13 protein-coding genes are annotated in these 19,055 nt (G+C 42.1%); 9 read left to right on the plus strand and 4 right to left on the minus strand.

Features of this window, described 5'->3' with window-relative positions:
* Positions 1-52 precede the first annotated feature (52 nt).
* The 5 genes from ACSX1H_RS17210 to ACSX1H_RS17230 all read left to right on the plus strand — a co-directional run bounded on the left by ACSX1H_RS17210 (position 53) and on the right by ACSX1H_RS17230 (position 7,618).
* Complete coding sequence (locus tag ACSX1H_RS17210; protein WP_439185479.1) at positions 53-1,111, plus strand: efflux RND transporter periplasmic adaptor subunit; 1,059 nt, start codon at positions 53-55, stop codon at positions 1,109-1,111.
* Positions 1,112-1,122: 11 nt separating this feature from the next.
* Positions 1,123-4,191 (plus strand): efflux RND transporter permease subunit, encoded by a 3,069-nt coding sequence (locus ACSX1H_RS17215; RefSeq protein WP_439185480.1) that lies wholly within the window; start codon positions 1,123-1,125, stop codon positions 4,189-4,191.
* A 106-nt stretch (positions 4,192-4,297) separates the two neighbouring features.
* Positions 4,298-5,668: a TolC family protein gene (locus ACSX1H_RS17220; RefSeq protein ID WP_439185481.1), complete on the plus strand. Its 1,371-nt coding sequence runs from the start codon at positions 4,298-4,300 to the stop codon at positions 5,666-5,668.
* A gap of 77 nt (positions 5,669-5,745) precedes the next feature.
* Positions 5,746-6,804, plus strand: coding sequence for a sensor histidine kinase (locus tag ACSX1H_RS17225; protein WP_439185482.1), 1,059 nt, complete (start codon positions 5,746-5,748; stop codon positions 6,802-6,804).
* Between the two features lie 13 nt (positions 6,805-6,817).
* Positions 6,818-7,618, plus strand: a complete 801-nt coding sequence (locus tag ACSX1H_RS17230; RefSeq protein ID WP_439185483.1) for a LytR/AlgR family response regulator transcription factor — start codon at positions 6,818-6,820, stop codon at positions 7,616-7,618.
* 144 nt (positions 7,619-7,762) lie between these two features.
* Here the strand turns inward: ACSX1H_RS17230 and ACSX1H_RS17235 are convergent, their stop codons facing one another.
* Positions 7,763-8,602, minus strand: coding sequence for a hypothetical protein (locus ACSX1H_RS17235; protein WP_439185484.1), 840 nt, complete (start codon positions 8,600-8,602; stop codon positions 7,763-7,765).
* A gap of 96 nt (positions 8,603-8,698) precedes the next feature.
* Between ACSX1H_RS17235 and ACSX1H_RS17240 the strand changes: the two genes are divergently transcribed.
* Positions 8,699-10,006 (plus strand): hypothetical protein, encoded by a 1,308-nt coding sequence (locus ACSX1H_RS17240; protein WP_439185485.1) that lies wholly within the window; start codon positions 8,699-8,701, stop codon positions 10,004-10,006.
* Between the two features lie 88 nt (positions 10,007-10,094).
* Here ACSX1H_RS17240 and ACSX1H_RS17245 read toward each other — a convergent pair whose 3' ends face one another.
* Positions 10,095-10,853, minus strand: a complete 759-nt coding sequence (locus ACSX1H_RS17245; RefSeq protein WP_439185486.1) for an energy transducer TonB — start codon at positions 10,851-10,853, stop codon at positions 10,095-10,097.
* Between the two features lie 363 nt (positions 10,854-11,216).
* Between ACSX1H_RS17245 and ACSX1H_RS17250 the strand changes: the two genes are divergently transcribed.
* Positions 11,217-12,647, plus strand: coding sequence for a S41 family peptidase (locus ACSX1H_RS17250; protein ID WP_439185487.1), 1,431 nt, complete (start codon positions 11,217-11,219; stop codon positions 12,645-12,647).
* A 92-nt stretch (positions 12,648-12,739) separates the two neighbouring features.
* On the opposite strand, the gene dpp5 is transcribed toward ACSX1H_RS17250, so the two are convergent.
* Positions 12,740-14,827 (minus strand): dipeptidyl-peptidase Dpp5, encoded by a 2,088-nt coding sequence (gene dpp5, locus ACSX1H_RS17255; RefSeq protein ID WP_439185488.1) that lies wholly within the window; start codon positions 14,825-14,827, stop codon positions 12,740-12,742.
* Between the two features lie 390 nt (positions 14,828-15,217).
* Here dpp5 and ACSX1H_RS17260 point away from each other — a divergent pair, with 390 nt between their 5' ends.
* Both ACSX1H_RS17260 and ACSX1H_RS17265 read left to right on the plus strand, forming a co-directional pair.
* Positions 15,218-16,411: an aldo/keto reductase gene (locus ACSX1H_RS17260; RefSeq protein ID WP_439185489.1), complete on the plus strand. Its 1,194-nt coding sequence runs from the start codon at positions 15,218-15,220 to the stop codon at positions 16,409-16,411.
* Between the two features lie 69 nt (positions 16,412-16,480).
* Positions 16,481-17,329 (plus strand): DUF6599 family protein, encoded by an 849-nt coding sequence (locus ACSX1H_RS17265; RefSeq protein ID WP_439185490.1) that lies wholly within the window; start codon positions 16,481-16,483, stop codon positions 17,327-17,329.
* Between the two features lie 55 nt (positions 17,330-17,384).
* Here ACSX1H_RS17265 and ACSX1H_RS17270 read toward each other — a convergent pair whose 3' ends face one another.
* A complete protein-coding gene (locus ACSX1H_RS17270) occupies positions 17,385-19,025 on the minus strand; it encodes a DEAD/DEAH box helicase (RefSeq protein ID WP_439185491.1) in 1,641 nt (546 codons plus the stop codon).
* Positions 19,026-19,055 lie beyond the last annotated feature (30 nt).

Below are 19,055 nucleotides of genomic sequence, written 5' to 3' on the forward strand. Positions count from 1 at the left end.
GTGCTTGAAATAAAATATTTTCTAAAGAAAGGTATCAAATTTGAATTCTATCATGATGAGACAAGTGTTACATGGCGTGGTTACAATGTTGGTTGTTGGATTGGCCGTTGTTAGCTGTAGCTCCAAAGAAGAAAAACAAACTACAGCTCCCCGCTACGTTAAAGTTCAGCGTTTAGCTAAGGCGCAAGACAACGAAGAGCTTGTATTTCACGGACAATTAAAGGAAGAAAAGGAAGTTAGTGTGGCCTTTAAAGTTGGTGGACAAGTGTACAATGTGCTGGTGGATGAAGGTGATTATGTGAAAAAAGGGCAATTGATTGCCCGCATCGATCCGCGTGATTATAAAATACGTTTACAGTCGGCAAAAGCACAGTTTGAGCAGGCCAGCGGCGAGTATACGCGCTATAAGGAGCTGTATGAGAAGAATAAACTGCCAATCAACACCTTAGAAAAGCTGGAGGCGGGTTATCTGGCCACAAAAAGTGCTTACGAGGCGGCCGCTAATGCTTTAGCCGATACTGAGTTAAGGGCTCCTTTTGATGGGTTTATCTATCGTAAGAAAATTCATAATTATGAAAATGTGTCGCCAGGCCAACCGATATTCGCATTATTGGATGTCAGCCATCTGGAAGTTATTTTTAGCTTGCCCGAAAGCAAGGTAGGTAAGGCCAAAAACTTTTCTGACATCGCCATTGATGTGGCCAATGCCAACGCTTTCAGCGTGCCTGCAGAGATTTTATCGGTTAATGAAAAGGCCAATGGCAATGATATGTTTGATGTGCGCCTGAAGGTGACTAACTCGCCACAGAGCGGTCTGAAGCCAGGTATGTCGGCCAAAGTAAGGATTAAGCTGGCCTCAGCCAATAGCAATGCCATTGTTGTGCCGGTTGAATCGGTGTTTTATAAAGGTGACAAGTCGTATGTGTGGGTGTATGATCAAAATAGTTCAAAGGTGACCAGCCGTGCGGTAGCAGTCAGTAAAATACAGAATGACGGTCAAATCTCCATACACTCAGGTCTCAAAGGGACCGAGTATGTGGTGACGGCAGGCGTATATAGTTTATCCGAATCACAAACTGTAAGAATTCTGGAGAATACTAACCTATTATAAGCCGAATTAACATGTTAGAAAAAATATTATCTCAAAAAGCTTTTTTGAGCTTCATTTTTGTTGCCCTAATTTTAGGAGGAGTCTTCTCCTTCAACTCAATGGGGAAGCTCGAAGATCCGGAGATACCCGTGAAAGCCGCGGTAGTGATTACACGCTACCCGGGCGCATCGGCTCAGGAGGTAGAGCAGGAAGTAACCGACGTACTAGAAAAAGCCATTCAGCGCCTCGAAAATATTGATTTTCTGGAGTCGCGTTCAATACCTGGGTTATCGGAAATTACCATCAATATAAAAACAAGTGTTAAATCGCACGAGCTCCCTCAGCTCTGGGATCACCTGCGCCGCAAAATTAACGATGTTAAAGGCAACTTGCCAGCCAATGCCAGTGATCCGATTGTCAACGATGATTTTGGAGATGTATCGGGTATATTCCTGGCTATTTCTAATGATGGCTATGAGTACCATGAGTTTCAGGACTATGTGGATAATGTGAGGCAAGAGTTAATGCTGGTTGATGGGGTTAAGCGCATCGAAGTGTTTGGTAAGCGCACCGAAGTGGTTAATGTCAGTTTTGATAACGAGTATTTTGCATCCTTAGGGATCAATCCAATGCTTATTTTCCAGTCGTTCAACGACCAGGGTGCCATTGTTGATCCCGGAAGTTTTGTGGCAGGCAGTGAGCGCATTCGCATCAGCATTGGCAATAAGTTTCAGAACCTGGATGAAATCCGGAACTTTGAAGTGAAGTTGCCCAATGGTGGACGTTACCGTTTGGGGCAAGTAGCAAAAGTGGAGCGTGAGTTCTATCAGCCCACCCTTCAGAAACTTAAGTTCAATGGAAAGGAAGCTATCAGTTTGGCCATTTCCATGGAAAAAGGGGGGAACATTATTATATTGGGTGAAGCCATTGAGAAGCGTCTGGCTGAGCTGCAACAAGATTTACCCATTGGAATTGAGTGCCATAAGATTTTTTACCAGCACAACAACGTTAGTAAATCCATAGACGACTTTATGGTTAACCTTGTTGAGTCGGTTATTATTGTAATTGTGGTGCTGCTGTTGGCCATGGGAATGCGTGCCGGACTGCTGATTGCCAGTGGATTAATTTTTACAATATTGGCCACCTTTATCATCATGGCCGGGTTCGATATTGAGCTGCACCGGGTTTCGCTGGCAGCCATCATCATTGCCATGGGGATGCTCGTGGATAATGCCATTGTAATTGCCGATGGAATTTTGATAGACCTGGATCGGGGCATGGATCGAAAGAAGGCCTTTATCAATACCGCTAAAAAGTCGGCCATTCCGCTATTGGGAGCTACGCTTGTTGCCATTTTGGCTTTTATGCCGCTGGCTTTTAACAGTACCGGAGCCGGAGAGTTTTTGCGTCCTTTGTTTTATGTACTGGCCATATCCCTGTTTGTGAGTTGGGTGCTGGCTATGATTCAAACCCCATTCCATGCCGAGTATTTTTATAAGAAACGCAGCAAAAAAGGAGGTGAGGAGAATGAGCACGATCCTTATGGCGGCCGCTTTTATCAGATGTTCGGACGATTCATTCGCTTTGCTTTGTGGCACAAATCATTGTTTGTAATTGCTACAGGTGTTGTTTTAGTTTTTTCATTCTGGTCGTTTAGGTTTGTGAAACAAAACTTTTTCCCGGGAGCCGATTATGATCAGTTTATTCTGGAATATCGTCTGCCCGAAGGGAAGGACATCAGCCAGGTGGAGAAAGATTTGGATGAAATACAGATGGCCATTGCCGATTGGGACAATATTGGTTCCATTGTAACCGGATTGGGAAGTACGCCTGCACGTTATACGCTGATGCGTCCGATGAACGGCTTGAGTCTGAGCTATGGAGAGCTCATCATTACCATTAAAGACAAAGAAATAATTGAGCATACCATTGCAGAGTTGCAGGCTTTTGTTGATAAGAACTATCCTGAGGCTTTTGCCAGGGTTAGAACCTACATGGCTGTGGGAGGTGATTTTAAAATTGAAGCTAAGTTTACTGGGCCTGACGAAGATGTGTTACGTCAGTTGGCTGAGCAAGCCAATGAAATCATGCGTAATGAGCCCAACGCTGTTTTCGTAACCCACGACTGGAAAAACCAGATGAAAGTATTGGAGCCGGTGTACTCGCAAGACAGAGCGCGCGAGCTGATGGTGAGCAGGGCCGATGTGGCCAATGCCTTGGCCATTGCCTCCAATGGTTTACCGGTAGGTATTTTTTACGATGGTGATTACAAATTACCGGTAATGCTCAAACTCGATAAATCCATCGAGCAGAACGTGAACCAACTGGCATCAGTGCCTGTATGGTCCGGATTGCCCCAAAGTGTTGCCTTAAGTCAGCTGGTGGATTCTATTGACGTAGGCTGGGAAAATAGCATGATTCGTCGCTATGATAATCAGCGTGCCATTATAGCGCAATGCGACCCGATAGCCGGTGTGGCACCACCTGAACTGTTTAAAAAGTTGCGTCATAAAATTGAGGCAATTCCATTACCCGAAGGCTACACGCTGGAGTGGTTAGGTGAATATAAGAGTAGTAATCAGGCCAATGCAGGCTTGGGTGAGAAATTGCCCCTGGCCGTGTTGCTGATGATTATCATTGTTATCGGACTGTTTAATAACTTCCGTCAGCCGGTTATTATATTTACAATCATGCCATTAGCTTTTATTGGTGTTATTTTCGGATTTATTGTAACAGGCATCTACTTTACCTTTTTCTCAATCATTGGTACCCTTGGTTTGATGGGAATGATGATTAAGAATGCCGTGGTGTTGCTCGATGAGATCAATCTGCAGATAAAAACAGGAAAGGATAAATTATCAGCGATTGTGGATTCAACCCTGACCAGGGTGCGACCTGTTATGATGGCTTCACTGACTACTATTTTGGGGATGTTGCCATTGGCTTTTGACCCCATGTTTAACACCATGGCCATTGCCATAATGTTTGGTCTCCTGATAGGTTCGGTAATTACACTGATTGTAATACCAGTGCTATATGCGGTTATGTACAAAGTTGATACTAAATCTCTGCACCATCAAGCTGAGGTTATCGAAGAATAATTTTTTTCATGCAGAATAGTGTGAAGGAGCTGGTTATAAGGAAAGCCTTTAACCGGTTCCTTTTTTGAAAAAAAACAACGTTGAAGACCTTTCAATAATTACAAAAATGATGAAATATTACATATCAATTATTTGCCTTTTGGTTGGCTACTCTGGTATGGCACAGCAAAAGGTGTCGCTACAGGAAAGCCGTCAGATGGCACTCGATTATAACAAAACACTTAAAGTGGCCAAGCTGAAGCATCACGAAGCGGAGTCACAGAAAAAGGAGGCACGTACGGCTTATCTGCCTAAAATTGATGGTTCTGCCAGTGCGCTTTACCTGCCAAGTATGGATGATATTAATATCCCGGGCTTTGAACTGTCCGTTGTAGACGGCACGGGTAATGCAACCAATCAGGTAGTTGGTTTTCCCGGTATGACCATTGGTACTGAGAAAATGCGCTATTACAATGGACAGGTGGCCATGAATGTGCCCATCTATTTAGGTGGTAAAATTCGTTTTGCGAATAAAATGGCCGATAAAGGTGTTGAAATTGCTGAGCAGGCCTACCAGTTGCAAAGCGATGAGGTGATTTACAATACCGATAACGCCTATTGGAGCCTGGTTGCTTTTAAGGAGCAGCTGACAGTCGCCTACAAGTATTTCGAAATGCTCGATTCGTTGGAGCAACAAATGAAAGACATGTATGAATTGGGGCTGACACCTAAGAGTGAGCAGTTGATTGTAACCGTTCAAAAAAATGAGGCTCAACTAAACCTGCTGAAGGCTGAGAATGCCTATAAGGTCATGAAGATGAACCTGTGTCAGATTATTGGTTTAGATCTGAATTCAAATGTGGATGTGTCTGACTCGCTCAACCTCGATCCCGAATTAATTGCCATTAGTAACAGTGTGGAGCAGGCCTTTGCCAACCGCAACGAGCTTAAAATGATGGATGGTCAGGTGGCCATATCAGAGTTGCAAAAGAAATCGGCCATGAGTGCCTATAAGCCACAAATTGGAGGCCAGGTGAGTTATGGCTATATGGAAATACCCGATTTAGTCGATGGGCAAACAACCACTCAGGTTGCGGCTCAACTCTCTATTCCATTAGTACATTGGCGTGAGAAAAAACATAAAAAGGATGCGGCCAGATTAAGAACGGAGCAAGCCCGTTTGCAATTGGATGAAACAAAAGAGTTCGTTCAACTGGAGGTGCAACAGTACATTATCGGTGTGAAAGAAGCTTATGAAGCCATTCTGTTGGCCAGAAACAACAAGGATGAAGCGGAAGAGTCATTGGAGGAAGTGACCGCCAGTTTTGAAGCCGGATTGAACACCACTACGGATGTACTTAATTCGCAGGCAGCCTGGCTAAGTGCTAATGCTGAGTTGCTTAATGCATTGGCCACCTATGAAGTCGCAAAAACAGCATATTATAAAGGCATTGGTCAGTTAAACGCAGAGCTTCGTTCTTCTTCAACCAACCAATAATGTTGCTCAATTTGTAGTGACTTGTTTTAATAAGTTAGAATGAGTCACTACCTTTATATTATTCTTTTCAATAAGGCATGAAAACATACGATAGCTGTTACTATGATAGGTTTCTCAAAGGCAAGCCTATTTTGTTCATTAACTTTAGAGGCAGGTTGCTGTTTGAAATACTGATGGGGACCATTTTTTACATGGTGCTGGCATCTATTTTCGACAGTGGTCAGCCCTTGCAGTGGAAAGGATTAGTGTTTTCAGTGTGGCTATTTATGTTTATTAGTGAAGGAATTTTTGGCTTTAATAAAATCATCGCCTGTAAGCATCCCTGGCATACGCATACAAAAGGCAGGATATTGTTCCTATTGGGGTTTTCAATCATCTGGTTTTCATTGGCTGTATTGATAGCTCGTTATGCCAAACCATTCGTTCAGGGAGGACAGCCCATGACGGATATTGCCTATAACGTTAGTCTGACTATTGCCATATTATTTGTAACGATTTATGTTGTGCTGTTATTCGCTTATAACTACCATCAGAGCTTAAGTTTTGTGATGCTCGAGATGGAACGCTTGCAGCAGGATAAGCTCAAACAAGATTATCGCGCATTACAGGATCAGGTCAATCCGCACTTTTTATTTAATAACCTGAGTACCCTTATCGCCATTATCCGGCACGACAAGGAAGCAGCCATCCGTTTTGCCATTAACTTCTCCGATGTTTACCGCTATGTTTTAGAAAGCAATAAGCACCGTTCTATTAAACTGGTTGATGAATTAAAATTTCTGAAGGCCTATGGGGCTCTGCATCAGGAGCGCCTGCGAGAAGGATTGATTGTAGAGCACCATTTGGATGAAAAATACTATAATTGGCACTTGCCACCTTTAAGTATGCAGCTCTTGCTCGAAAATGTGATAAAACATAATGTAGCCACCAAGGCGACGCCCCTCAAATTGCAAATATTTACCCGTGATGGAAAAATCATTATGGTCAATAATATAAATGCGAAAACAACCACTTACTCGACCAATACAGGGCTAAGTAACCTGCGCGAACGCTATAGAATGCTCACGGATAAGGAGGTGGTGATTGTTAAAAGCGAAAACGAATTTAGGGTTGAATTGCCGCTCATTGAATGTTAAGAAAGGCTGAGAAATGGACATCAATATAATCATTGTAGAAGACGAAATATATAGTGGTGAAATGCTCCGCGATATGATTGCTGAGCTGCGACCACAATGGAATATGCTGGCAATGCTACAAAGCGTTGAGGAAACTATTGATTACTTGAAAACTCATCCTCACCCGCACATCATATTCTTAGATATTGAGCTGGCCGATGGGAATTGTTTTTCCATTTTTGATCAGGTAAAAGTCGAAAATAGCGGAATTATTTTCACAACCGCCTATAATGAGTTTGCTCTTAAAGCATTTGAGCTAAATAGCATTGATTATTTACTAAAGCCAATTAAGAGCGAAGAACTCGAAAAGGCCATTGTTAAGTTCGAAAAAACCATTGAGCTTATCAGCCGTGCTCAGGAGGAAGAGCAGCAACATCAAAAGCGCGATATTGATTATCAGGAACTGGCACGTACCATTGCAAAAACACAAGGTGGCTATCGTAAGCGTTTTCTTGTATCCAAGCGCGATGCTTTTTATAAACTGGGTGTTGAAGAGGTGGCCTACTTTTATTTTGATGCGCGGGTAACATTTGCAGTGACCTATGAGGGACGGCAGCACATACTCAATCAATCGCTCGATAAGCTGGAAGAAGAGCTGGATCCGCAAATGTTTTTTCGCAGTAACCGTCAAACCATAATTAATGTGGATGCCATTGAACGATTTGAAAGCTATTTCAGTGGTAAACTGGTGGTGAAGCTGGTTAATAACCTGCACGATAAGATAATGATTAGCCGCGCTAAGGCCGGTCCGTTTAAAGAGTGGATGAATCAATAAACCATTCACAAATAGGTGCGCGTAGCAAAAGGATAAAGGGTAGAGGCGTTCACTCGTTTGGGAGATCACATCGCCTTGGCTCAATATAATTAATCATTTTATAAAGAAAAAGGCTGTCCCTTTGAGACAGCCTCTTTTAGTTTTTTAAAAGTAGATGTGTAATATCAGATCACCACTTGCATAGGGTTCAAATGAAAAACGGTTGCCACCCGAATCAACAATGATTTTGTTCTCATCTGTGATGTATTTTCTTTCTTTCTGTTTGGCATATTCAAAGCCTAATCCAAATTCGCCTCCAAGCGATATTTTTGGAGCAAAAAACCATTCGACCCCAAGTATTCCTGCACCATTAAAACCTAAAGTGTTACCACCTTCTTCTTTAAATTCACTCTCGGGCATTGTTTCATTTACATATTCAACATTACCTGTTACAATGCTATTATTGCTGTTGTATAAGCTACCTCGGTATGGTGTTGATAAAATACCTGCTTCATAGCCGTAGTATCCTCTGATTCGGCTCTTTATTGGGCGGTAAAACTCTTGCCCAACAGACAAGCCAATCGCCAGCGCTTTTTGGGTCAGGTAAACGTTTTTAGGAGTTTCTTCACCACTTCCATCTTTGTCCTTGGAGCTGCTGTATCCAAACAAAAGTTTAATACGCCAAGCCCTGTTATCCTGGCTGTAGTATTTGAAATATATTGTTCCCGGATTTTGTGCCGTGAAAGCAAATTTAGGGGCATTATTACTTATATTATATGAATAAAAGCCGTTGTTGTAGTTGTTGGTGATGGTTTGATTACCAATCATATTACCTAAATACTCCAGAAAAGGATTGGCATTTATGCTGAGTGACCAGTCGCCCTTTTCGGGAAAATAATAAAAGCCTCTTTTAGAAGTGAGGTTAAATTTTGTTGTGTCAGTCTGGGCTAGAGTGACACTTGTTAATGCTAATAAAATACTCCCAGTTAGTAAGAGATTTTTCATTTGGTTAGATTTAATAATATTCATAATTCTCAGCTAAGATGATTATTTTTTTAAATATATTTACAAATTAAATCATTATTTTCAATAACCTAATCTATGAATACATCAAAAATTATAGCAATAGGTGCGGCGATTTTAACCATCTTGTTGCTTTTTACTTCTTGCGAATCAGATAACGAAGGGTATATTTCGCTAAGTGAGGACTTGCGCCTAAGTGCTTTAGAGAAAGATAGTGCAGTGCATTTGAATTGGACGCTCACCAAGGTTGATAATTTTCAAGAGTATCGTGTGTACCGGTCTAAAGATAAAGGTTCCTATTATCATAACTCACCTATTTATGTCGGAACAGATTTCTTCGAGCATACTTTTATTGATGAAAGCCCGAACTTTTTAGGCATGAATTATTATTGGGTTGAAGCCAGAGGTAATGCAGAGGATGATTATTATCGGGTATACAAAAGTAATATCGACTCAGTGAGAGTGGGCAATTACCCTTCGTTTTCATACTTTCCTGCCAGTATGATTTTTAATAAAGAAGATAATCTCATTGGGTTTATTGATGGACGACAAAAGTTTACGTTATATAATTACCAAGACGAAAATGTGGTGGCAACAAAAACGGTCAGCTATAATTTTGCCCATCCATGCTTTGGAACTTATAATGGTCAAACAGAGTTATACCTCAATGAAAATAGCGATAACTCAATTTCGGTTTATGCGGCTAAAACAATGAAGTACTTAACCAGGTTGAGTATGAAGTCACAGGATATTTTTAGTATAGCTGTTAACAATAATGGAAAGGTTTATGTCGCTCCAAATTATGGCAGCTATCTTGAAGTGTTAGATAGAGGGCATTCTGTCAGTTCGACAATTAACTCCAGTTATGATCAAAAATATCTGAAATATAGTGATGTACGAGAGGTACTTATTGCCAATGAGTATGATAGTTATAGCCGTCTCTACGAGTATTTTGTTACCGCAGATGGTAACATTACCAGTGAAAATTATGTAAGCAGCTACTTTTCAGGACAACATTATGCATGTGTAAAGGAGGATCCTTTAACTGGTAATGTTTATCTGCAGCCGAATGGTATGGTGAAACTATTGAATAATAGCTACATTGCAAACAGTGTGTTCGGAAAGTGTCAGGACATTGCTTTTTCATCATCGTTTGTTTATACTGCTCCATTCGAATATAAGGCGTTGCTTAAGTATGATCGAAATGGACAGCTTTTAGAGGCCATTGACTTACCCGGTTATCCCGTCTACATTTTTATTGACGATAATCAGCTGATAGTTATTTTTGTTGAAAATCCTGTTTCATATAACCAGAGTAATAGCTATTCCAGATTTAAAGGATATAATGACGAAACCGCTTTTGGTATTTGTAAAATAGATATTTAAAGAGCATAAATTAAAAGCAAGTTGCTATTGGGTGTAATCATCCGATTGCAGCTTGCTTCTGTCAATAATAGACCTTTCATATTTCAGCTTATTTCAAATTAATTACGGCCATGTCTGAGTTGTTGATGAGCCTTTCTTCCAATTGGCGATAAGCTACCAGTTCTAAGTATTTATTTAGCTCTTGTTGCATTAATGTATGGCGGCCCTGAATTTCATACACCTTCGCCTGCCAAAATGTAATGGATAAATCATTTGGTTTGTACCTTTCGGCCTTTACCAAATGGTTTTCAGCATGTCGCGCTTTTCGTGCAGATTTTCGGTGTTTTTTGGTGGCCTCGAGAGGAGCTTCTTGAAGTTCTTCAACGGCATAGACCTTATTAATGGCTTTGGTCAGATATTCGGAGGCTAGTTTGTTATGACTGGCGTTACCCGGAATATCAAATTTTACCAACACCGATTTTTCCATGGCACTTGGTTGCCCGTTTATTATACCAGCTTGCCACAGTGAACTGCTGTTTTCAATGGCTTTTAGCACGGCTTGATCTAGTGTTTTGCTTACTGAATTTGTAATGAAGGCATTGCTGACGTGACCATCCGTTTCAACAGTAAACTCAACAGAGACGATACCTTCAGAACCATCAAAATCGAATGATGCCAAATAATCGAGTTGTTGCTGAAGGTATTGATTAAGTGTTTGGTGTGTGGCTGTTTTAGGCTCATATTGACCTATAAATACGGGAGCTTCAATTCTGGTTTCTTTAATAAACTTCTGTTTGATAGTCTCCTCTTGTGCTATGATGCCACTCGTCAATAGAAGTAGCACTAACGCTAAACTTACCTTTTTCATGGCTTTAAGTATTAAGTTACTAATAGCTGTGGCAGCCCAATTATTAAACCAAAGAGCACAAAGGTCAGTCAGCTAATCGTCGGTGGACTTTGGCATGATAATTTTAAAGATAATTTTGTCCTTAAATGTACTTATAGTGTTCGAAATCGAACGTTAATCAATTGCTTATCAGGTTGTATTGTACAAATTCCGATTTTTAAGAGTGCAGAAAAAAAAGGGCATAAATCCCGAAAAATGTCAATTTAGTAAATGCAAAATGATATTTTTATGATAGCTAATTTAAAATCTAAAACTATCTATGCTCTCAGGATAAAAGGGCATAGATACAAATTAACACTTAACAACTAATCATTAATCCCTATTATGAAAAAAGAATTAATTATACTGTTAATTTCTGTAAGTGCGTCTGTCTTTGCGCAATCAACCACTAGCTGGCCGGATATTTACCGGCAAGATTTGGAGGATATTTGTCAATTGCTCAAAGCACATCATCCGGGTTATGTCGATACCTTAAACCCGTCCTTTAAAAACGGTGTAACAAAGTCATTTGATCGGGCAGTTGCCGATATGCAGTTTGTATCCGATTACACGTCATATCGCATGTATCTGAAACGTTTTGTAAATGCGTTTAAAGATCGTCATTTACTGCTCTATTATAAGAAGGGGCAAAGCCCGCAGATGCAGTCGGCTGGCATCTATCCTAAATATATGGATGGGCGCTTTGTTATTGATTCGGTTGACCATGTGAGCTATCCGGATCTTAATATTCAACAGGCTCAAATAATTAGGGTTGACGGCGTGCCGGTTGATTCTTTTTTCATTAAAAAGCACCTGGAGTTTGATGGGATAAAGGATATTCTTGCTGACTGGTATTACAATGCCCCTCGCTTACTTACCCGTTATAAGGTACCATCGCAGGTGGTACCCGGCCAGATGGAAGTGATGACGCCAAAGGGACCAGAAACGATCGGCCTGAAATGGTCCGACATCAGTGAAGAAGCGATTCAAACGATACAAAAACAGTTTTCATCCAATGGGCAAAGTGCAGGCTTTGTGTTAAGGCCGATAGCCGATAATACTATTTGGGTAAGTATTCCAACTTTTCACCAGAGTAAACGGCAGAGAGCAGCTTATCAGCAGTTGCTGGACAGCTTATCCTCTTATAGCGGATTGGAGCAGTTAGTGGTTGATTTGCGCGGTAACAGTGGTGGTAATTCCCTCCGGGGAGATGAATTGGCCAAAGTTATTTATGGTGATGCGTTTGTTACGAACACAAAAATTCGTAATTCGAATGGAAAGTATTATGAATATCGAACCTCACAACAAAATGCAGAAACACTTGGTGAATATGAGCACGAGTTTTTCACAACGATAGCCGACTCAATGATCAGCGCCCGGCTCAAAGGCCTCGAACTGTACAGGTACAATGTGCAACCAAAACTACAAGATGAGCCGGTTGAGGAGTCTGCAAAGCGGCTGGCTGAGCAGGTGATTGTTATTACCGATGTGATGTGCTTCTCCGCTTGTCTTAGTTTTATGGACATTGTAAGGGCCGATGCCCATACACTTCATGTGGGTTTGCCAACCGGTGCTGATTCACAATATATTGAGAATAGAGGCGAATGGTTGTCCAGTGGCTTTACCGGCCTTTCTTTTTCGATGATGGTGGCCCGCAACAGTATTCGGCAGCCCAATCAGTCATATCTGCCGCAATTTCTGTATCCGTATGAGATGAGTGATACAGAGCACCTTCAGCAATGGGTAATGCAAACCATAAGTAATTTAAATAACTAATAACCACTGCATCTAGATTGCATTATGGCTTATTAAAAAAAAATCCCCCAAGGCAGCAGTACCTTGGGGATTTCTTATTTTTTTCGAAGAGTTTACTTTAAATAGGTATCAAGCCAACGGAAGAATTCGCGTTGCCACAGAATACCGTTGTGGCACGATAATACCCAGTGGTTTTCTTCAGGGAAATACAGGAAGCGGGCAGGGATGCCGCGCATCTTAGCTACATTAAAAGCTCCCATTCCTTGTGTGTAAGGGATACGGAAGTCCTTAGCGCCATGAATCACCAACATTGGGGTATCCCAGTTTTTTACAAACTTATGTGGCGAATTGGCATAGCTGCGCATAGCTGTTTTGTTGTCTGTGTCCCAGTAGTTGCCTTTGTAATCCCAATCCACGAAGAACATCTCCTCGGTGGTGCTGTACATTTGCTCAAAGTTGAAAATACCACAGTGAGAAATAAAGGCCTTAAAGCGTTTGTTGTGATGACCGGCCAGCCAATATACCGAGAAGCCACCGTAGCTGGCACCAACGGCACCCAGGCGGTCTTCATCCACAAAAGGTTCTTTCGAAACGGCATCAATAGCCGAGAAGTAGTCTTTCATATTCTGGCCACCATAGTCGCCACTAATTTGCTCATTCCATTCTTGTCCAAAACCTGGCAAGCCGCGTCGGTTGGGCGCTACAATGATGTAGTCGTTCGCTGCCATCATCTGGAAATTCCAGCGCAGGCTCCAGAACTGACTCACCATGCTCTGCGGACCACCACCGCAGTAGAGTAGTGCCGGGTATTTCTTGTTTTTGTCGAAGTTTGGCGGGTAGATAACCCACACCAGCATGTCTTTGTTATCGGTTGTTTTGATCCAGCGCTTTTCAACATCACCCATTTTTAATTGGGCCAGCAAGGGTTCGTTTACTTTCGATATGTTGGTGCCTTCGCCGCTTTGAGCATCCACACGAATGATTTCGGTCGGGTGCTTCATTGATGTTTGTGTTGCAATTAAGCCATTAGCTGCAAGGGCCACGGAGTTGTAATTATGGATGCCCTCGGTAACTTGTGTAATGCTGTTATCGGCCAAATTAAAACGGAAAATTTCATTCGAGCCTTTATCTTCGCTGGTAAAATAAATATGCTTGCTGTCAGCGGTCCAGGTTAAACCATGCACATTTTGGTCAAAATCAGCCGTGTAATCTTTCTTTTCGCCCGTGGCTAGATTCATCATAAATAAACGGTTCTGATCTGCTTCGTAACCATCGCGTGCCATACTTTCCCATGCCAGGTATTGACCATCAGGTGAGTACTTGGGGGCAATGTCGTAGCCCATCATGCCTTCGGTCAGGTTTTGGGTGTTGGCCGTTTGAATATCGTACAGATAAATATCACTATTGGTTGAAAATGCTGCTTCCATGCCTGTTTTCTTTTTGCAGGTGTAGGCAATACTTTTTCCATCAGGCGTAAAGCTTACCTGTTCCATGCCTCCAAATGGCTTTAACGGCGAATGGTAACGCTCTCCCTCCATAATATCTGTGGCTTGTCCAACAGTCGATCCGTTGGCGTAGCCAATGTAAAATATGTGCGAGTAGGTAGGGTCAACCCAATGATCCCAGTGGCGGTACATCAAATCATCTTCAATGCGGGCATCAGCATATTTTAGGTCCGGATAGAGGTCCTGAACTGTCTTATCCAGTTTCACACTTTTGGCAAAGGCAATCTTATCCATGCCTGGTGAATATTTATAGCCTTCAATACCGCCTTTAACTTTAGTAACCTGTTGCTTTTGTGAGCCATCAGGGTTCATTTCCCACAGTTGTACATCGCCCGAGGCTGCTGATAGAAAGGCAATCTTAGCCCCATCGGGTCGCCAGCTAACATCAAACTCGCCCCCTTTGGTAAAAGTAATCTGGGTGTAATCACCTCCCTCTGCGGGCATGGTGTAAATGTCTGAGTAGGTTTTATTTTCCTCAATTTTTGTATAGGAAATGGTAAAGGCTACGGTTTTGCCATCTGGCGAAACGGCAACGCTTCCAACACGACCGAATGACCATAGCACTTCGGGTGTCATTATTTCACTGTCAACCTTCAGGTCGCGATTCGTAAAGGTGGCCTCCTTTAGGGGTTTGTTTGGTGCCGAGCAGGCTCCCAGAAAAAAGACAACAATAGCAAGTAGAGAGAGTTGTTTCATGTGTATAAATTTAATTTTCAAAGGCATTATTTGTATTCCATTTAACAAGCTCAAATAGAGAGATGTAAAGGGCTATTATAGCGCGTTCTGTAATGCGCATGATTCTTTAAAGAATGTTCCTTAATTATTTGATTTTTTGTCGCACTAAGTTAAGAAGATATTTATAATCGCGGTTTGAGTTTTATCAGTATTCAAGCATGTAATTACGGATTGTACAATAGAAAGGTTTGGCCGGCTACAGGCGGCTGGACCGATTCTGAATGGCTTCTGGTCAGTGGCAGGGAGTGAATGTAATTATCAAGAATCTTTATAAATACCTGTTAATTTGATGTTTACTGTGTTGACTGCGTTCATTTTTAATTAACTTTCATAACCCTTTAAAAACCCATAATGATGAAAAGAACAAGTACCAATGCCCGTCGTCATTTTCTGAAGACGACAGTTGCCGGACTGGCAGGCGTAACACTACTGCCTCATACGGTAGAAGGAACAACCAAAAAATCTAATAAAGTTATTTACCGAACACTTGGTCGAACAGGCATTAGGCTTCCCATTGTAAGTATGGGTGCCATGAAAGATGCGGCGATGATTAAGGCGGGTCTGGCCAAAGGTGTTTTGCATTTCGATACAGCCCATAGTTATCAAAAAGGCAAAAACGAAACTATGCTGGGTGAAGTGCTCAAAGGGCAGGACTTAAGTAAACTGTTTACCGTTACTAAAATTGTGCCCGAGGACATGGATAGACAAACTGGCTTGATTGGCGATGGTTTTACAGCCGATAAATTTTTGGAGATGTTAGATATCAGTCTGGAACGCTTGCAAATGAAATCGGTAGACCTTTTGTATGTACATGCTTTGTCGACGAAGCAAGCGGTGCAGCATCCTGAAGTGATGAAGGCTGCTAGAGAGGCCAAAGCGCAAGGTAAATGTAAATATTTAGGCGTGTCAACCCACAAAAATGAACCGGAAGTGATACGCGCTGCTATTGAAGCCGGACTTTATGATGTGGTGTTAACGGCATATAACTTCAAGCAAGATCATATTGAAGCTATTAAGGCGGCCATTACCGAAGGAGCCGCAAAAGGCATTGGGTTTGTGGCCATGAAAACGATGGCTGGTGGATTTCTGGATAAAGATAAAACCCAAGCGGTAAACACCAAGGCGGCATTAAAATGGGCCTTGCAAAACGAAAATATTTGCACATCTATACCAAGTGTGGCCACCATCGATCAGCTGGAAGAAAGCTGGAGTGTGATGGAAAAGTTAAAACTGACAAAAGAGGAGGAGCAGGATCTGAGTTTTGCCCGTGATTATGCCGGTTTGTATTGTAATGCGTGCAACCAGTGTGCAGGACAGTGTCGCCAGAATTTGCCAATTCCTGAAATTATGCGGTCGTACATGTATACCTATGGATACCGTGAGATGGGCAAAGCAAAAGAGTTGCTGGCCACTATGGATGTGGTTAATGATCCGTGCTCAGATTGCAGTAATTGCCAGGTTAGCTGCGTTAAAAATTTTGCTGTTAGCGAAAAAGTGAAAGCAGTGAGTCGTTTGGTTGATGTGCCTGATGATTTTATTTCCTAAGATATGGTTTTGGCCTTTTCTATCCGCAGGAGGTGTATTTGATTAGTTTGTTAACCATTATTTTATCTCATGAAGAATTATATATTATTGATAGTTTACCTGGTAAGCACAGTTGCTTTCGCACAGGAATATCCTGATGAATTTTCTACAATAGATGGCTGGTCGGAAGTAGGAGAGAAGCAGTATTATTCGGCCGATAACTTGTACGACTATATCAATGGAGCATCAGATTTCTACCTGGGCTACGATTTTCAGGATTTATGGGTGGTGGATTATGAAAATGACCAGGGACAGCTGCTCACCCTTGAATTATACAGACATGCCGACCCGCTAAGAGCTTTTGGCATTTACTCCGAGGAACGCCCCCAAGCCGCTCGCATGGAAGCCATTGGAGCACAGGGATTCAAAGAGGGAGGGGCTATCTTTTTTTTAGCAGATAATTACTATGCGAAAGTGTATAATGGCCGGCCTGAAGTGTCCGATGCTGAGTTTATTGACTTCGCAGAGCAAGTAGCTCGGCGAATTTGCTCAACCTGCTATTTACCCCGGCAGTTTCAGTTGTTTCCGGCTGAAGGTAAAATTGAATTAAGCGAACGGTTTATGCCTGAAAATTTTATGGGGATAACTGGTTTCAATGGCGTATGTACCGTTAAGTATTCTGCTGCCGGAGAGCGTTTTAGTCTCTTTGTTTTTCAGGGAGATGACACCAGCTGTCAGCAGTTGATGACGAAGTACTTTGAGCGCTTGAAATACAAGAAAAAACTCAAGGAAAAGATTTATGACTTTGAAGATCCGTATTTGGGGAAGGTTAAAATAGCCTATCAGCGTGGGGTGATAGCCGGCGTGCTGGATGCCAACCGCTCTGAGCAGCAGGAGGCTTTACTTGCTACCCTGCTCAATGCATTAAAAGGGCAATAAATAATAAAGCCGCATTTCCAGAGGAGATGCGGCTTTTATAATATACAGCTTTATGCTATTTTCTTTTATTCTTGCGCCCAGCGGGTTTAGGCGATGCTACTTCGAGGCTCACTTTTTTACCTTTCAACTTGGTTTTATTCAGCTTATTAATCAGCTCCTGCTCATACTCTTTATCTACTTCAATAAATGAGAAGTTGCGCAGTAACTCAATTTTACCAATTTTCACGGTAATGCCTTTCATGTTGCTGTTGATCAGTCCAATTACATCACCTGAAGTCAATTTGTCGGTTTTACCAACATTCATAAACAGGCGGCTGAAGCGGACTCCGCCACGTTCGCGTTTTCCTTTCCTACCAGCTTCGTCTTTGTAAATATTCAAATCTGGCGCATCTTTATAATACTCCATAAAGCGGTTGAACTCAGCGGCAACAAACTGTTTAATCAACTGCTCTTTATCCATGCTGTCGAGCTTTTCGTACACAGCCGGAAGCAAAGTATTAACAGGTGAAGATTCTTCCAGCTCTGTTTGCGCTACGCGCTCAAGGAAATGGAAGAGCTGCTTTTCACAGATTTCATCTGCTGAAGGGACCATCTTTTTCTCAAACGTTTTCTTCGCAATCTTTTCGATGGCTTTGATACGATGAGTTTCGCGCGAGTGAATAATTGAGACTGCAATACCTTCTTTACCGGCACGACCTGTACGGCCACTACGGTGAATGTAAACCTCAATGTCGTCTGGCAGGTTGTAGTTAATCACGTGTGTCAGATCGGTAACATCGATTCCTCGGGCTGCTACATCTGTTGCAACCAATAACTGCAAGTGCTTCTTACGGAAACGGTGCATCACTAAATCACGCTGTGCCTGCGACAGGTCACCGTGCAAGGCATCGGCATTGTAACCATCTGCCATTAACTTGTCGGCCACATCTTTAGTTTCCTGACGTGTGCGGCAAAAGATGATGCCATAGACATCAGGTATAACGTCCACAATGCGTTTAAGTGCCCGGTAACGGTCATGTGCCTGTACCATGTAGTAATGGTGTTCTACCTTTTCGGCACCCTGATTTTTCTTACCAACGCTGATTTCGACCGGATCCTGCATGTACTTTTTCGATATGCGGGCAATTTCCTGTGGCATAGTGGCCGAGAACAATAGTGTTTGGCGCCATTCAGGAGTTTGGGCCATAATGCTTTCAAGGTCATCCTTAAAACCCATGTTCAGCATCTCATCTGCCTCATCTAATATTAACCAGCGTACATCACCTAACTCAATAGCCTTGCGGTTAATGAGGTCATTCATACGACCAGGTGTTCCTACTACAATGTGTGTTCCGCGTTTCAATGATTTAATTTGAGTGCGGATTTCAGCACCACCATAAACAGGTGTAATGTATAAATCGCTGTAGTTTTTAGCGTATGATTTTAAATCTTTTGTAATCTGCAGGCAAAGTTCACGTGTTGGACACAAAATCAGCGCCTGCACGGTTTTGTTTGCTCTTTCAATCTGCGGAATAACCGGTAATCCAAATGCGCCTGTTTTACCTGTGCCGGTTTGTGCCAGGGCTATCAGGTCGTTACCGTAATTTAGAATTTCAGGAATGGTTTTACTTTGGATCGGTGTTGGAGTTTCGTAGCCAAGCTCACTAATGGCACTAAGGATTTCCTCAGGAAGTCCTGCTTCTTTAAATGTTTGCATAATTTGCTCTTTATCCACCCGCTACCACGT

The organism is Carboxylicivirga taeanensis, assembly GCF_051851475.1.
Taxonomy (GTDB): Bacteria; Bacteroidota; Bacteroidia; order Bacteroidales; family Marinilabiliaceae; genus Carboxylicivirga; species Carboxylicivirga taeanensis.

What these genes read in the sequence shown, in the direction of transcription:
- ACSX1H_RS17245 (WP_439185486.1), bottom strand. Translation starts at nt 10,853, where the DNA reads ATGAAAAAGGTAAGTTTAGCGTTAGTGCTACTTCTATTGACGAGTGGC.
- ACSX1H_RS17230 (WP_439185483.1), top strand. Translation starts at nt 6,818, where the DNA reads ATGGACATCAATATAATCATTGTAGAAGACGAAATATATAGTGGTGAA.
- ACSX1H_RS17260 (WP_439185489.1), top strand. Translation starts at nt 15,218, where the DNA reads ATGATGAAAAGAACAAGTACCAATGCCCGTCGTCATTTTCTGAAGACG.
- ACSX1H_RS17220 (WP_439185481.1), top strand. Translation starts at nt 4,298, where the DNA reads ATGATGAAATATTACATATCAATTATTTGCCTTTTGGTTGGCTACTCT.
- ACSX1H_RS17270 (WP_439185491.1), bottom strand. Translation starts at nt 19,025, where the DNA reads ATGCAAACATTTAAAGAAGCAGGACTTCCTGAGGAAATCCTTAGTGCC.
- ACSX1H_RS17215 (WP_439185480.1), top strand. Translation starts at nt 1,123, where the DNA reads ATGTTAGAAAAAATATTATCTCAAAAAGCTTTTTTGAGCTTCATTTTT.
- ACSX1H_RS17250 (WP_439185487.1), top strand. Translation starts at nt 11,217, where the DNA reads ATGAAAAAAGAATTAATTATACTGTTAATTTCTGTAAGTGCGTCTGTC.
- ACSX1H_RS17225 (WP_439185482.1), top strand. Translation starts at nt 5,746, where the DNA reads ATGAAAACATACGATAGCTGTTACTATGATAGGTTTCTCAAAGGCAAG.
- dpp5 (WP_439185488.1), bottom strand. Translation starts at nt 14,827, where the DNA reads ATGAAACAACTCTCTCTACTTGCTATTGTTGTCTTTTTTCTGGGAGCC.
- ACSX1H_RS17235 (WP_439185484.1), bottom strand. Translation starts at nt 8,602, where the DNA reads ATGAAAAATCTCTTACTAACTGGGAGTATTTTATTAGCATTAACAAGT.
- ACSX1H_RS17210 (WP_439185479.1), top strand. Translation starts at nt 53, where the DNA reads ATGATGAGACAAGTGTTACATGGCGTGGTTACAATGTTGGTTGTTGGA.
- ACSX1H_RS17265 (WP_439185490.1), top strand. Translation starts at nt 16,481, where the DNA reads ATGAAGAATTATATATTATTGATAGTTTACCTGGTAAGCACAGTTGCT.
- ACSX1H_RS17240 (WP_439185485.1), top strand. Translation starts at nt 8,699, where the DNA reads ATGAATACATCAAAAATTATAGCAATAGGTGCGGCGATTTTAACCATC.